This window comes from Agrobacterium sp. K11 (assembly GCF_059429395.1).
Genome location: NZ_JCAHRB010000011.1, coordinates 237,630 through 250,327 on the forward strand (window position 1 = coordinate 237,630; position 12,698 = coordinate 250,327).

14 protein-coding genes and 1 tRNA gene are annotated in these 12,698 nt (G+C 58.5%); 7 read left to right on the top strand and 8 right to left on the bottom strand.

Annotation, left to right across the window (positions count from 1 at the left end; translation table 11 throughout):
• The first annotated feature begins 23 nt into the window (after positions 1–23).
• The 4 genes from secDF (at position 24) to AC5SEO_RS21000 (ending at position 4,468) form a co-directional block, all read left to right on the top strand.
• On the top strand, positions 24–2,588 hold the full coding sequence (gene secDF, locus AC5SEO_RS20985; protein ID WP_003515348.1) for a protein translocase subunit SecDF: 2,565 nt from the start codon (positions 24–26) through the stop codon (positions 2,586–2,588).
• Positions 2,588–2,980, top strand: a complete 393-nt coding sequence (locus AC5SEO_RS20990; RefSeq protein ID WP_003515346.1) for an Mth938-like domain-containing protein — start codon at positions 2,588–2,590, stop codon at positions 2,978–2,980. The genes secDF and AC5SEO_RS20990 overlap by 1 nt, the downstream gene beginning before the upstream one ends.
• Positions 2,981–3,003: 23 nt before the next feature.
• A complete protein-coding gene (locus AC5SEO_RS20995) occupies positions 3,004–3,849 on the top strand; it encodes a phytoene/squalene synthase family protein (protein WP_038491063.1) in 846 nt (281 codons plus the stop codon).
• Positions 3,850–4,009: 160 nt separating this feature from the next.
• Positions 4,010–4,468: a hypothetical protein gene (locus AC5SEO_RS21000; protein WP_003515343.1), complete on the top strand. Its 459-nt coding sequence runs from the start codon at positions 4,010–4,012 to the stop codon at positions 4,466–4,468.
• A 14-nt stretch (positions 4,469–4,482) separates the two neighbouring features.
• Here AC5SEO_RS21000 and AC5SEO_RS21005 read toward each other — a convergent pair whose 3' ends face one another.
• The 3 genes from AC5SEO_RS21005 to lipB form a co-directional block, all read right to left on the bottom strand.
• The gene (locus AC5SEO_RS21005; protein ID WP_038491061.1) at positions 4,483–5,418 is read right to left on the bottom strand and encodes a DMT family transporter; all 936 of its coding nucleotides are present in this window, start codon (positions 5,416–5,418) and stop codon (positions 4,483–4,485) included.
• A gap of 75 nt (positions 5,419–5,493) precedes the next feature.
• A complete protein-coding gene (locus AC5SEO_RS21010) occupies positions 5,494–6,561 on the bottom strand; it encodes an NAD(P)-dependent alcohol dehydrogenase (protein ID WP_003515339.1) in 1,068 nt (355 codons plus the stop codon).
• 69 nt (positions 6,562–6,630) lie between these two features.
• Positions 6,631–7,362: a lipoyl(octanoyl) transferase LipB gene (lipB, locus tag AC5SEO_RS21015; RefSeq protein ID WP_174068366.1), complete on the bottom strand. Its 732-nt coding sequence runs from the start codon at positions 7,360–7,362 to the stop codon at positions 6,631–6,633.
• Positions 7,363–7,551: 189 nt separating this feature from the next.
• On the opposite strand from lipB, the gene AC5SEO_RS21020 reads away from it, so the two are divergent.
• Positions 7,552–7,636 (top strand) — tRNA-Leu (locus AC5SEO_RS21020).
• A 216-nt stretch (positions 7,637–7,852) separates the two neighbouring features.
• Here the strand turns inward: AC5SEO_RS21020 and AC5SEO_RS21025 are convergent.
• Entirely contained in the window at positions 7,853–8,041 is a 189-nt protein-coding gene (locus AC5SEO_RS21025; protein ID WP_080580964.1) for a hypothetical protein, read from the bottom strand.
• A 196-nt stretch (positions 8,042–8,237) separates the two neighbouring features.
• Between AC5SEO_RS21025 and AC5SEO_RS21030 the strand changes: the two genes are divergently transcribed.
• A complete protein-coding gene (locus AC5SEO_RS21030) occupies positions 8,238–8,663 on the top strand; it encodes a PAS domain-containing protein (RefSeq protein ID WP_174068365.1) in 426 nt (141 codons plus the stop codon).
• Positions 8,664–8,740: 77 nt separating this feature from the next.
• Here AC5SEO_RS21030 and AC5SEO_RS21035 read toward each other — a convergent pair whose 3' ends face one another.
• Positions 8,741–8,908, bottom strand: a complete 168-nt coding sequence (locus AC5SEO_RS21035) for a Thivi_2564 family membrane protein (protein ID WP_003502827.1) — start codon at positions 8,906–8,908, stop codon at positions 8,741–8,743.
• 121 nt (positions 8,909–9,029) lie between these two features.
• Here AC5SEO_RS21035 and AC5SEO_RS21040 point away from each other — a divergent pair, with 121 nt between their 5' ends.
• On the top strand, positions 9,030–9,458 hold the full coding sequence (locus tag AC5SEO_RS21040; RefSeq protein WP_003515329.1) for an OsmC family protein: 429 nt from the start codon (positions 9,030–9,032) through the stop codon (positions 9,456–9,458).
• 3 nt (positions 9,459–9,461) lie between these two features.
• Here AC5SEO_RS21040 and AC5SEO_RS21045 read toward each other — a convergent pair whose 3' ends face one another.
• From AC5SEO_RS21045 to AC5SEO_RS21055, 3 genes are read right to left on the bottom strand one after another with little or no spacing between them, the layout of a single operon-like run.
• Positions 9,462–9,956: a peptide deformylase gene (locus AC5SEO_RS21045; RefSeq protein WP_173992635.1), complete on the bottom strand. Its 495-nt coding sequence runs from the start codon at positions 9,954–9,956 to the stop codon at positions 9,462–9,464.
• Between the two features lie 17 nt (positions 9,957–9,973).
• Positions 9,974–10,276: a hypothetical protein gene (locus AC5SEO_RS21050; protein ID WP_174061351.1), complete on the bottom strand. Its 303-nt coding sequence runs from the start codon at positions 10,274–10,276 to the stop codon at positions 9,974–9,976.
• Positions 10,277–10,289: 13 nt separating this feature from the next.
• Positions 10,290–12,593 carry an FdhF/YdeP family oxidoreductase gene (locus AC5SEO_RS21055; RefSeq protein ID WP_174061350.1) on the bottom strand — a complete coding sequence of 768 codons (2,304 nt, stop codon included), beginning with the start codon at positions 12,591–12,593 and terminating at the stop codon, positions 10,290–10,292.
• Positions 12,594–12,698: the final 105 nt, after the last annotated feature.

Genomic DNA, 12,698 nt, shown 5'->3' on the forward strand with positions numbered 1-12,698 from the left:
CCCCAACCCTGACCGAGATCGAAATGCTTCATTTTTCCCGTTGGAAAACAGTCTTTATCTGGTTGCTTGTGCTGGCAAGCGTCTTCATCGCATCTCCCAACCTGTTTTCGGACAAGCAGCTGGAGGGCATGCCTGCCTGGTACAAGGACAACAAGGTAACGCTCGGTCTCGACCTTCAGGGCGGCTCCCACATCATGCTCAAGATCGAGCGTTCCGACATCGTCAAGGAACGGCTTGAAACGATCGTGGGTGACGTGCGCACGCAGCTTCGCGACGCCAACATCCGCTATTCGGGCCTTACGGGCAATGGCCAGCAGATCCAGGTTCGCATCAGCGATCCCGCTCAGTATGAAGCGGCGAAAACCGCGCTTCGCGACCTGACGCAGCCGGTGTCCGCCGGAACGCTGGTCGGCGGTTCCATCACAGAAGTGACGATGAACGACGGCGGCGACAATCTGCTGCGGCTCAACCTGACCGATGAAGGCGTGGATTATCGCCTGTCCTCGGCCGTGTCGCAGTCCATCGAGGTCGTGCGCCGCCGTGTTGACGAAGTCGGCACCACCGAACCTCTCATCCAGCGTCAGGGTTCCGACCGCATCATCGTACAGGTGCCGGGCCTCCAGGATCCGCAGCGCCTGAAATCGCTTCTCAACCAGACGGCAAAGCTGTCCTTCCGCATGGTCGATACCACCATGCCGGTGCAGGAAGCGATGAATGGCCGTCCGCCCGCGACCTCAGAGGTTCTTTATTCGCAGGACGATCCGCCGGTTCCCTATCTGGTGGAACGCCGCGCGCTCGTTTCCGGCGACAACCTCGTCGATGCGCAGGCAAGCTTCAACCAGCAGACCAACGAACCCGTCGTCACCTTCCGTTTCGACAGCCGCGGTGCGCAGCGCTTTGCGCAGGCGACGCAGCAGAATGTCGGCAAGCCTTTCGCCATCGTGCTCGACAATCAGGTCATTTCCGCACCTGTCATCCGTGAGCCGATCATCGGCGGTTCGGGACAGATTTCCGGCAGTTTCTCGGTTCAGGGCGCCAACGACCTTGCAGTCCTGTTGCGTGCGGGCGCACTTCCGGCCACGTTGACCGTGGTTGAGGAACGCACCGTCGGTCCGAGCCTTGGTAACGACTCTATCACCGCCGGCCTCACGGCGAGCGCCATCGGTGCTGTCGGCGTCCTCATCTTCATGTTCGTCTTTTATGGCTTCTTCGGCCTGCTTGCGAACATCGCCCTCATTGTCAACGTGGTCATGCTGATCGCCGTCCTCAGTGTGATCGGATCTACGCTCACCTTGCCCGGTATTGCGGGTATCGTCTTGACGATCGGTATGGCGGTGGACTCCAACGTTCTGATCTACGAGCGAATACGCGAAGAGGTGAAGAGCGGAAAACCGCTGATCCAGTCACTGGATAATGGTTTCACACGCGCCTTTGCGACCATTATCGACGCCAACCTGACGACGCTGATCGTTGCAAGCGTGCTGTTCTACATGGGTACGGGTCCGGTCAAGGGCTTTGCCGTCACGCTTGCGGTCGGTATCATCACCACCGTCTTCACGGCCTATACGCTGACGGCCTGGATGTTTGGCTACTGGGTTCGCCGCAGCCGTCCGAAACATCTGCCGAAGGGTGTACGCACCGCCATGTTCGACGGTCGCGACATTCCGTTCATGCGTTATCGCCGTGTGGTTTTCATGATCACCGGTGTGATCATGCTCGCCTGCGTCGGCGGCTTCGTCGCCAAGGGCCTGAACCTCGGCATCGATTTCCAGGGCGGCTCGGTTATCGAAGTGCGCGCCAAGCAGGGTGAGGCCGATCTCGCAGATATTCGCGAGCGTCTGAACCAGCTGAACCTCGGTGAAATCCAGGCACAGAATTTCGGCACGCCGCAGGACGTTCTCATCCGCATTCAGGCGCAGGACGGCGGCGAAAATGCCGAGCAGTCGGCAATCACCCTGGTGCGCGGCGAGTTGCAGGACAAGTATGATTTCCGTCGCGTGGAAGTCGTTGGTCCGGCCGTGTCCGGTGACCTGACCGTGACCTCCACGATCGGCGTTGTGCTCGCCATGGCGGCGATCATGATCTACATCTGGGTTCGCTTCGAGTGGCAGTTTGCACTGGGTGCGGTCATCTCGATGGTGCACGACGTGGTCTTCACCATCGGCCTGTTCGTCTTCCTGGGTATAGAGTTCAACCTGACCAGTATCGCAGCGATCCTGACGATCATCGGTTATTCGCTGAACGATACGGTGGTCATCTACGACCGTGTCCGTGAAAACCTCCGGCGATACAAGAAGATGCCACTTTCGATGATCATCGACGTATCGCTGAACCAGACCCTTTCGCGCACGATCCTTACCGGTCTGACCGTGCTTCTGGCACTGCTGGCACTGTATCTGTTCGGTGGCGAGGTCATTCGTTCCTTCACCTTCGCAATGTTGTTCGGCGTCGGCATCGGCGTGTTCTCCTCGGTCTATATCGCGGCTCCGGTGCTGATCGCCTTCAAGCTGCGTCCCGACAGCAAGGATGCGGAAGATGAGAAGGATGAGAAGTCCGGCAATGCCATCGGCGGCAAGCCTGCCGTCTGATGGCCGGCGGTATTGAAATACGCCCGGCCCATTTTCCCGGCCGGGCGCCCATCGATGCCTATGGCAATGGCGGTTTCCGTTTCGCAGACATGTCGCACCGCGGCTCTCTCCTGTTGTTGCCTTCCGGCATTCACGGCTGGAGCCCGGTTGATGTGAAAGAATTGACGCTTGAGCATTTCGACAAGGTTCTGGCTGATGCGCAGGATATCGAGGTGCTTTTGATCGGCACGGGTGATGGCATGCGGGTCTTGCCGAAGGAATTGCGCGAAGCCTTCAGGCAAGCGGGCATTTCGGTCGATCCGATGAGCACGGGTGCTGCCGTTCGCACCTATAATATCATGCTTTCGGAATCGCGCGCCGTGGCTGCGGCGCTGATTGCCGTCGAAGGCTGACAGGACGTTTCGCGCGGGGAAACATGGCACCCACAGAGAATCTAGACGTCTGCCTCGCGACGCTGCGCGACACCGATCGCGACCGCTATCTCGCGTGCCTTCTGTCTCCGGCCGACAAGCGCGCAGCGCTTGCCGCGCTTTACGCCTTCAATGCCGAAATTGCCCGAATCCGCGATTCCGTGCGCGAGGCGCTGCCTGGCGAAGTTCGTATGCAATGGTGGCGCGATCTCCTTGATGGCAATGCGCATGGGGACAGCCAGTCTCACCCCGTTGCTGCCGCTCTTTTGTTGGCGATCGAGCAATATCGCCTGCCGCGACCGGTTCTTGCCAATATGATCGAGGCGCGCATCTTCGATCTTTATGACGATCTGTTCGTGGATCGTAACGCGCTCGAAGGCTATGCGGGGGAGACCGCCTCGGCACTGATCCAGCTGGCGAGCCTTGTGCTTTCGCCGGAAGACACTCCAGCAAGTGCGGAAGCTGCGGGACATGCGGGGGTTGCGCAGGCCATGGCCGGCATTCTAATGCTGATGCCGCTGCACCGTCGTCGTGGGCAGGTCTATATCCCCGCGGATATGCTCGCGGCTGCCGGGCTTGATCGCGAGACGTTTCTGGAAGGCGACAACAAACAACGCATCGGCATCGCCATCGAGATTTTTGCAACGCACGCGCTTGATCACATCGAGAAGGCGAGACGCGCCAAGATGTCCCGGAATGTCTTTGCGGCCTATCTTCCCGTTGCCTTGTCCGGCCCGGTCATCGCCGCTGCCAGAAAGGCGGGAGCGGGCGTGTTTGAAGGCGAAGTGCAACTGTCGCAGCTTCGCCGGCAATGGCTGCTGGCAAAGGCGTCTTTCCTCAAGCGTTTCTGATTGCTCGACCTGCACATCGCGCAGACAGATCGGATCAATTTTCGCGTCGAGGCCGGAGAGCCACACTTCACGCAAGCCTCGGTGTTTAAGAGCTTGAGCCGGGTTCGCATCGTTTCGATTCGCGAATCGCGATGTTTCGGTGCTGAGGGAGCCTTCCCGCATGAATATGGCGGTCTGGATAATCGTTTTCGTGCTGCTTGCGGTCTTCGCTGTTTATGCCTGGCGCATGACACGGGCAACGGATGAGGACAATAACCACGATGTGGGGCAGGCGATCATGGATTTTGCCCGCGCGTTTCCCACCGAGGCGATCAGAAGCCTGCATATGACGGTGGATGGCGGCGCAGCCTTCGTGCGGCTGCACGACAACAAGGCCGGCTTCATGCGCAATATGGGATCCCATTATGTGTGCCTGATGATCGATCCCGAGCGGATAAGGGTCGAAAGTCTGGAAAGCGGTGACGGTTTCGTCGTTACGTTTTTCGATACGCCGAAATATAGCGGCTCATACCGCTTCAAATCCGCCGGAGAGGCCGCCGAGGTTTCGCTGTGGCTGCTCGGTAGCCTTGTGGAGGCGCAGGACCATCACGACGAAGGACCGCAGCCCTCGGGCGCCTGAAAGCGTTCTGGGCGTCATTGTCCGTCGAGCGGCGGGTTCGCTTCCGTCTGCACACGCTCGCGCCAGATGATGAAAAGGCCGGATGCAACGATGATGAGGATGCCGAGCCATTTCGATGGCGTCGGAAAATCCGAAAACAGCGCATAACCGAGAACCGTCGCCGAGATGATTTCGAAATACTGAAATGGTGCCAGAAGCGACAGCGGCGCCAGCCTGAAGGCCCTGACGATCAGGAGATGCATATAGCCGGATATCGACCCTAACACGATGAGCAGGGTGAGGGTGAAGCCGGATTGCGGAAGCGAGATCGCGAAATCCTTGTCACCGTAGGCGTCGCCGGCCAGAAGGGCTGCCGCCATGAACACCGTGCCGGCAATGCCGGACATGGTCTGCATGACAAGCGGACTGTCGGCATCGCCGATAGCGCGGTTAAGGAACAGGTAGAGCGTGTAGAGAAATGCGCAGGCGACCGGCAGGAGCGATGTCCAGCCGAAGATCTCAAAACTCGGCTGAATGACGATCAGAGCGCCGCCGAAACCCACCGCAATCGCTGTCCAGCGTTTCCAGCCGACCCTGTCGCCAAGGAAGAGGGCCGACATCATCGTCAGCATGAATGGCTCGACGAAATAGATGGCAAAGACATCGGCAAGTGGCATGTATTTGACGGCGGCGAAGAACATCAGGCTGGCACTGGCATGCAGCACGCCGCGCAGGCAGTTCATCCACGGTCGTCTGGCGCTGAACAGCGCTTTGGGTGAGACCAGCAGCAGCAGGGGCAGGGTGCACAGAAGCTGGAAAAAGAAGCGGTAGAAAGTGACCTGCGCCGGTGACATTCCGCCGCTCACCGCCATGTATTTGGCGATGGCATCCATGACGGGCAGCACGAACATGCAGCCCGCCATGATCATCATGCCCTTGGCGACATCGTTCAAACCGGTCTGGCTGGTCATGGGTAGGGCTGCGCTTTCAACCAAAAGGTCCGACGAGGAAACGGGAGCGCCAGAGGGCGCTCCCCCTCGACGAGGTCAGGCGGCCTTCTGGCGTGGCAGGCTCTTCATATCAATGACGAAGCGATAACGCACATCGCTTTTTATCATGCGTTCATAAGCCTCATTGATCTGATCGATATTGATCATCTCGATTTCGGCGGCGATGCCTTTTTCGGCGCAGAAATCCAGCATTTCCTGGGTTTCGGGAATGCCGCCAATCATCGAGCCGGCGAAGGTCTTGCGGCCGGGGATGAGGCTGAATGCGTGCACCGATAGCGGCTTCTCAGGCGCTCCGACCTGCACCAGTGCGCCATCTCGCTTCAGCAACGCAAGATAGGCGTTGATGTCGTGGTCGGCGGCAACCGCGTCGATGATAAGATCGAGGCTGGAAGCCGCTTTCTTCATCTGGTCGGCATCGCGTGAAACGATCACCTCATGGGCACCGAGCTTTTTCGCGTCTTCTGCCTTGCCGGGGGAGGTGGTGATCATCACGACCGTGGCGCCCATGGCATTGGCGATCTTGACTGCCATATGGCCGAGGCCACCGAGACCGACGACGCCGATGCGCTTGCCGGGACCTGCATTCCAGTGCCGCAGCGGCGAATAGGTGGTTATGCCGGCGCAGAGCAGGGGTGCTGCGGCTGCTGGATCGAGCCCTTCGGGGATCCGCAGCACATAGCGATCATCGACGACCACATGGGCAGAATAACCACCAAGCGTATGTGCGCCGCCGCCCATGGCCTTGTCAGGCGAGTTATAGGTGCCGGTCATGCCGTTTTCGCAATATTGCTCCAGCCCTTCGGCGCAGCTTGCGCATTCACGGCAGCTGTCGACGATACAGCCGACGCCGACGCGGTCACCCGCCTTGAATTTCGTGACCTGCGCGCCCACCCGACCGACGCGGCCGATGATTTCGTGACCGGGGACGCAGGGGTAGAGAGAACCCGGCCATTCGCTGCGGGCCGTATGGATATCGGAGTGGCAGACGCCACAGAACTCGATTTCGATTTCGACATCGCGCGGGCCGGGATCGCGACGCTTGATGGTCGCGAGCTTCATCGGCGAAGAACCGTCATCGCAGGCATAGGCTGACGTTGTGAACATGGTCGTTCCTCCTCTTTTGGTGATCGATATTGCATGCACTGGCAGGCGATAAAAAAGTTGCGGCGGGTTTCAGCCGCCGGAGCCGGCTTCGGGCACTGCCGGGCCAAAGACCTCCTCAAAGGCTTCTCGCAGCAGAACATCGACATCGCCGATCATAACCGGCAATCCAAGATCGACAAGGCTGGTCACGCCATAGGCGCTGATGCCGCAGGGAACGATGCCGGAAAAATGCGCGAGGTCGGGATCGACATTGATCGACAGCCCGTGAAAGCTCACCCATTTGCGCAACCGGATGCCGAGCGCGGCGATCTTGTCCTCGGCCATGCTACCATCGGGAAGCAGGGGTTTTTCCGGACGCCTGACCCAGACGCCAACCCGGTCTTCGCGCCGTTCGCCACGGACATTCATCTTGTCGAGCGTGCGGATGATGACATTCTCCAGCGCGGCAACATAGGCGCGGACATCCTGGCGCCGGCGTTTCAGGTCGAGCATGACGTAAACGACGCGCTGTCCCGGCCCGTGATAGGTATATTCGCCGCCGCGACCGGTGGCGAAGACCGGAAAACGCTCCGGCTCGATGAGGTCGGCAACATCGGCGCTGGTGCCTGCCGTGTAGAGTGGCGGGTGCTCCAGAAGCCACACGAGTTCGTCGGCCTCGCCATTGGCTATGGCGGAAACTTCGCGTTCCATCTCTTCTATTGCCTGTTCATAAGGCACGAGACCTTCCGAGATTCGCCAGCGAACAGGCGGCGAGCCGGGAACGGGCAGCATATTTGTCTCGATATCCGTGCGTGTGAGCATGAAAAAGTCCTTTCCACAGCCTTCTCGCAAAATGATGAGAAGGCTGCAACCCCAGCATTTCCGGGCTTCCTGCATATAGGGTGGGCCAGGCCGATTTTTAATTTCAAAAAACTGTCACGACGCTCTTGTGCACCCAAAATCCTTTTGCTACATGCACCCCCGTCGGCGCAAGTCGACGCCTACCACGATGCGGTCGTGGCGGAATTGGTAGACGCGCAGCGTTGAGGTCGCTGTGGGGCAACCCGTGGAAGTTCGAGTCTTCTCGACCGCACCAAAGAAACCCGCTTCGGCGGGTTTTTTCTTTTTCTGCCAATTGCTTGGCTTTGCATTCTCCCAAAAAATTTGAAATATTTGACGTCGATGAAATCCGTCAATTGCTTTAGACGAGCTGAAGCGCGTCCGGTTTAAACAAACCATTGGACGCGCTCGTGATCTCTGGTTCCACGTATTTTGGCACGTGAAACCGTTATGCAATTTTGCTGGAGCTGCTTCAGCGCCGAATGATATTCGAAGCCGTGCCGTTGTCCTGATGATTACCGTCACCGACCCGGTAAGGATCGCCATCCATGACTTGATCCATCCGCCATCCGCTTCCGCGATAAGGACTTTCCCATGTCTGGCACCCGGCGAGAAAAACAGTTACCGACAGCAATCCAAAAGTAAGAGCGGTTCGCAGCATATGAGCCTCCTTCGAAATTTCATTACTTGCTCATGTAGGTGCAAGCGGTTGGCTTTGCGACGGTTTCCCTGAAATTATCGTGCTTTCAAAACCGGCCCACTGATCATTCGTCAATAAATTTCGGTGGATATCGATACACGTTGTAGTAGCCGGTTAAATACCCCCTCAAAACAAGGGGTGGAATATTAGAGGTCTGATGTTAGCGTTTGTCAGAAAAAAAGGTCTGGAGGTTTTCGTGCAGGGGGACAAAGCGGATTCAGACAATGCGCTCGGCTATTATATGTGGAGCATTTCCGACAACAGGTTGATCATGGACACCGTCACCGCGGAGTGTCATGGCTTTTCCGAAGCGGTGGCATCGCGAGGTGTGTCGATTGAGGATATTCTCGAAAGAATAGATGTGGAAATGCGCGATCAGGTGGCGCGGGCAATTTTCGAAAGCATCACTACCGGCGTGTTTTTCGACCAGCGCTACAAGGTGCGTCTGCCTGATGGTTCTATCCGCTGGATCGTGGCGAAGGGCAGGGCGATTTTCGATGCTGAAAATACGCCGTTTCTTGGTCTCGGCAGCGTTCGTGATATCACTCTCAAAAAAACCTACCAGTTCGAGCCGCGCCAATAGCTATCGAGTGTCATGAAAAATGGCGCAAAAAAGAGGCGGCTTTCGCCGCCTTTTTCTGTTCGCACGCTACCGTGATATCAGAAGACGGCGAGATATTTCAGCAGCGAAATAATGCCGATGATGATGACGATGACTTGCGCGATCTGTTTCGCGCCGCCGCCGACGGGCAGTCGTGCGATGAGCCACAAGACGAGCACGATCACCAGGAAGGTGATCAGAATGCTGACGAGCGTAGATGTAACCATAGGTCCCAGCTCCCTGTATAATAAAGGTTCAACGGTCGTTCACCGTTGTGTGAGTAAAAAGCGCCAGACAGGTTTTGGTTCCATGCGATTGGTTGCACGCGATTAAATTAGGAATATTTGAATGATAGATGGTGGAAAGGTGAAGTTGAGGCCGGTTGGCGCCACCGCCAAGGTCGGGCGGCTTGGTCGCCCACTGATTTCGACAGTGACCGGCGGCGCCCTGGAAATTGTTACGGGTGTCTCTGAACCGGGCTTCAATCCGATCGACCTCCTTTATTCGTCGCTTGCGGCATGCCTGGCGCTCAGCGCCCGGATTGCGGCGAGCCGCATGGGGTTGCTGGACGGCTTCGAGAGCGTGCTCGTTGACGTTTCCGGTGAGAAATCCGCGCAGGAGCCCTATCGCATCATTCGTTTCGATATCAGGATGGAGATTGCCGGGAGTTTCGATGAGGCGACGCGCGCCGCAATTGCCCATGCGGCCGAAGATATCTGCACCGTCAGCAACACTTTGAAGGGCGACGCGGACTTTGCTCTTTCGATCGCTAGCTGATCGTCACGGCTTTCGGGATTTTTCCCATTTCTTCACCAGCCGGTCGCGTTTCAGCTTCGACAGGCGCTTCAGCCAGAACACACCATCCAGCTGGTCGATCTCGTGCTGGATGCAGATGGCGTGAAATCCCTTGGCGCTCTCTCGATGTTCCACGCCCACTACGTCCTGAAACCTCACCTCGACCTCAGACGGACGTTCCACCTCTTCGGTGAAGCCCGGCATTGAGACGCTGCCTTCCACATGCCGCATGGTCTGCGCGGAGTGACTGACGATTTCGGGATTGATGTATGTCAGCACGGTTCCCGGCGTCAGCTCAAGCACGAAGACGCGCTGTTTTACACCGATGTGAGCCGCGGTGATGCCGACGCCGGGGGCGGCGCGCATGGTGTCGATCAGGTCCGTGACCAGATTTTGCAGGTGGTCGTCAAAAACAGTGACCGGTGCGCAAATCTCGGAAAGGCCGGCATGGGGGTAGGGTAGGATCGGCCTGATTGCCAAGGAATGCTCCGTTCGTTTCAGGTTTGAGAGGATAGCGCGGCGAGCGCCTGTCCCTCCGCTGTGACCTCCAGCCAACTGCGCTGGGTGCGGGCGTCGCGTTTCGTCACCCGCACAAAGCGCGGTGACAGGGCGGAGATTTCGCGCAGGACGAGGGCATGCGCAAGTCCCAGCCGATTGGCGATGCTGCGGCTGTCGGTGGCGATATCCATATTGATGGCCAGAAGCATCGCCGCGCCCGTGGCCGAAAGCGCCTGCGACGATCCTTGCACGATCTGCTCCACCGCTGCCATGAAAGCCGCTGCAGATTGTTCCTCACCCATCAAGCCATCCTGTTCAAGAAGCGGAACCGGCAAGCAGGCGGAAGGAGACGAGTACCGATTTCGACGTTGGCGTAAAGCTGCCTTCGCCATAGCTTGACAGCGGCACCAGCACGTTCAGTTCGGGATAATATCCGCCGACACTACCGCGCGGAATATTGTAGGGGACCAACCGGAAATTTTGGGCGATCCGCTCCACGCCATCGCCATATTCGCCGATGACATCGACGCGCTGGCGGGAGTGGGCGCCCAGCGCCTCCATATCCGCAGGATTCATGAAGATGACCTGACGTTCGCCATAAACACCGCGATAACGGTCGTCCATGCCGTAAATCGTGGTGTTGTATTGGTCGTGGCTGCGGAATGTCTGCAGCACGAAAAGATTGTCGCCCGTGAGCGCCTGTTGATGCTCGGTCTGTTCGGGAAGCGGGCCGCTATAAAAGACGGCCTTTTTCGTCGGCGTGTTCCATTCCCGTTCGGAGGCCGTGTTGCGCAGACGAAAACCGCGCGGTACGCGGACGCGTTCGTTGAAATTGTCGAAACCGGGGATGACCCGCTCGATCATGTCTCGGATGAGATCGTAATCCTCAGCAAGCGCTTTCCAGTCGACCTGCGCATTGCCAAGGGTCGCTTGCGCAATGCCGGCAACGATTGCGACTTCGGAGCGTAGTTCTTCCGAGGCTGGCGGATTGATGCCGCCGGAACCATGCACCATGCTCATGGAATCCTCGACCGTGACAATCTGCGGCTTGCCGGCAGAATTACGGTCGATTTCCGTTCGGCCAAGGCAGGGCAGCACGAAGGAGATTTCGCCCGGCACCAGATGCGAATGGTTGAGCTTGGTGGCGATATTGACCGTCAGTTTCTGATTTTCAAAAGCCTTGACGATCAGCGGACTGTCGGGCGTTGCCCGCATGAAGTTGCCGCCGAGCGCGATGAAGGTTTGCGCCTTGCCATCCAGCATGGCGGCTACTGCTTCGACGGTGTTGTGGCCGGGTTTGCGCGGCATGGCGACGCCGAGTTCTTTTTCCAGTGCGTCTAGCAGCGCCGGCGGCGCTTTTTCATCGATACCGACGGTGCGGTCACCCTGAACGTTGGAATGGCCGCGTACCGGGCAAAGACCGGCACCGGGGCGGCCGATATTGCCGCGCAGCAACATGAAATTGGTGATTTCGCGAACCATGATGACGGAGTGGCGATGCTGGGTGACGCCCATGGCCCAGGTGGCGATGACGGAGCCGGCATTCATGTAGATGCAGGCGGCTTCTTCGATTTCTGCGCGGGTGAGGCCGGACTGGTCGAGAATGCTTTCCCAGGTCGTCGCCTCGACGGCATCACGATAAGCCTCGAACTCGACCGCATGTTCGGCGATGAAGTCGTAATCGATGATGGCAGATTCTCCGGAAGTCCTTGCGGCGTCGTCGGCTGCAAAGATCGCCTTGCTCATGCCGCGCACCACCGCCATGTCGCCGCCTTGCCGGGGCTGGTAATAATTGGTGGCGATCTTGGTGTTGCCGCCGGTGATCATCTCGATCTTGTCCTGCGGATCGGCGAAGCGCTCCAGCCCCTTTTCCTTGATTGGATTGAGGACGACGATTTTCGCGCCGCGAAGCGCTGCCCGGCGCAGGTCGCCCAGCATGCGCGGGTGGTTCGTGCCGGGATTTTGGCCGATTACGAAGATCGCGTCTGCCTGCTCGAAGTCTTCCAGGAGCACCGTGCCCTTGCCGACGCCGATCGAGGCTTTCAGGCCGACACCGCTTGCCTCGTGGCACATGTTGGAGCAGTCGGGAAAATTGTTCGTGCCATAAAGCCGCACCATCAATTGATAGATGAAGGCTGCCTCGTTGGAGGCGCGGCCGGAAGTATAGAATTCCGCTCGGTCCGGGCTGTCGAGGCTATTGAGAACGCCGCCGATTTCGGCAAAGGCGTCGTCCCAGGAGACCGGCAGATATTTGTCGCTCGCCCGGTCGTAACGCATCGGGTGGGTGAGGCGGCCCTGTTTTTCCAGATCGTAGTCAGACCAGCCGCGCAGTTCGGAGACGGTGCGGGTGGCGAAAAAATCCGGCGGCACCCGGGCTTCCGTCGCTTCCCATGCGACCGCCTTGACGCCGTTTTCGCAGAATTCGAAGGAAGAGCCATGCTCCGGATCGCCCCATGCGCAGCCCGGGCAATCGAATCCACCCGGCTGGTTTGCCTTCAGCAGCGCGCGTGCGCCGGAAATCGGCGCGCCGGATTCCATCAGCCGTTTGCCAACGCTTTTAAGCGCGCCCCAGCCACCTGCGGCGGCGGAAGCCTTGCCGATGAAATCTGTCTTGCTCATTGTCGTGATTTTCCTGAAATTTTCCTGGCCGCCCAGGGATACTTACCGTTTGGCAACGGCCAATCATATATAAAAAAGGCTCTTTCAGAATCGTCTATGGGCGAC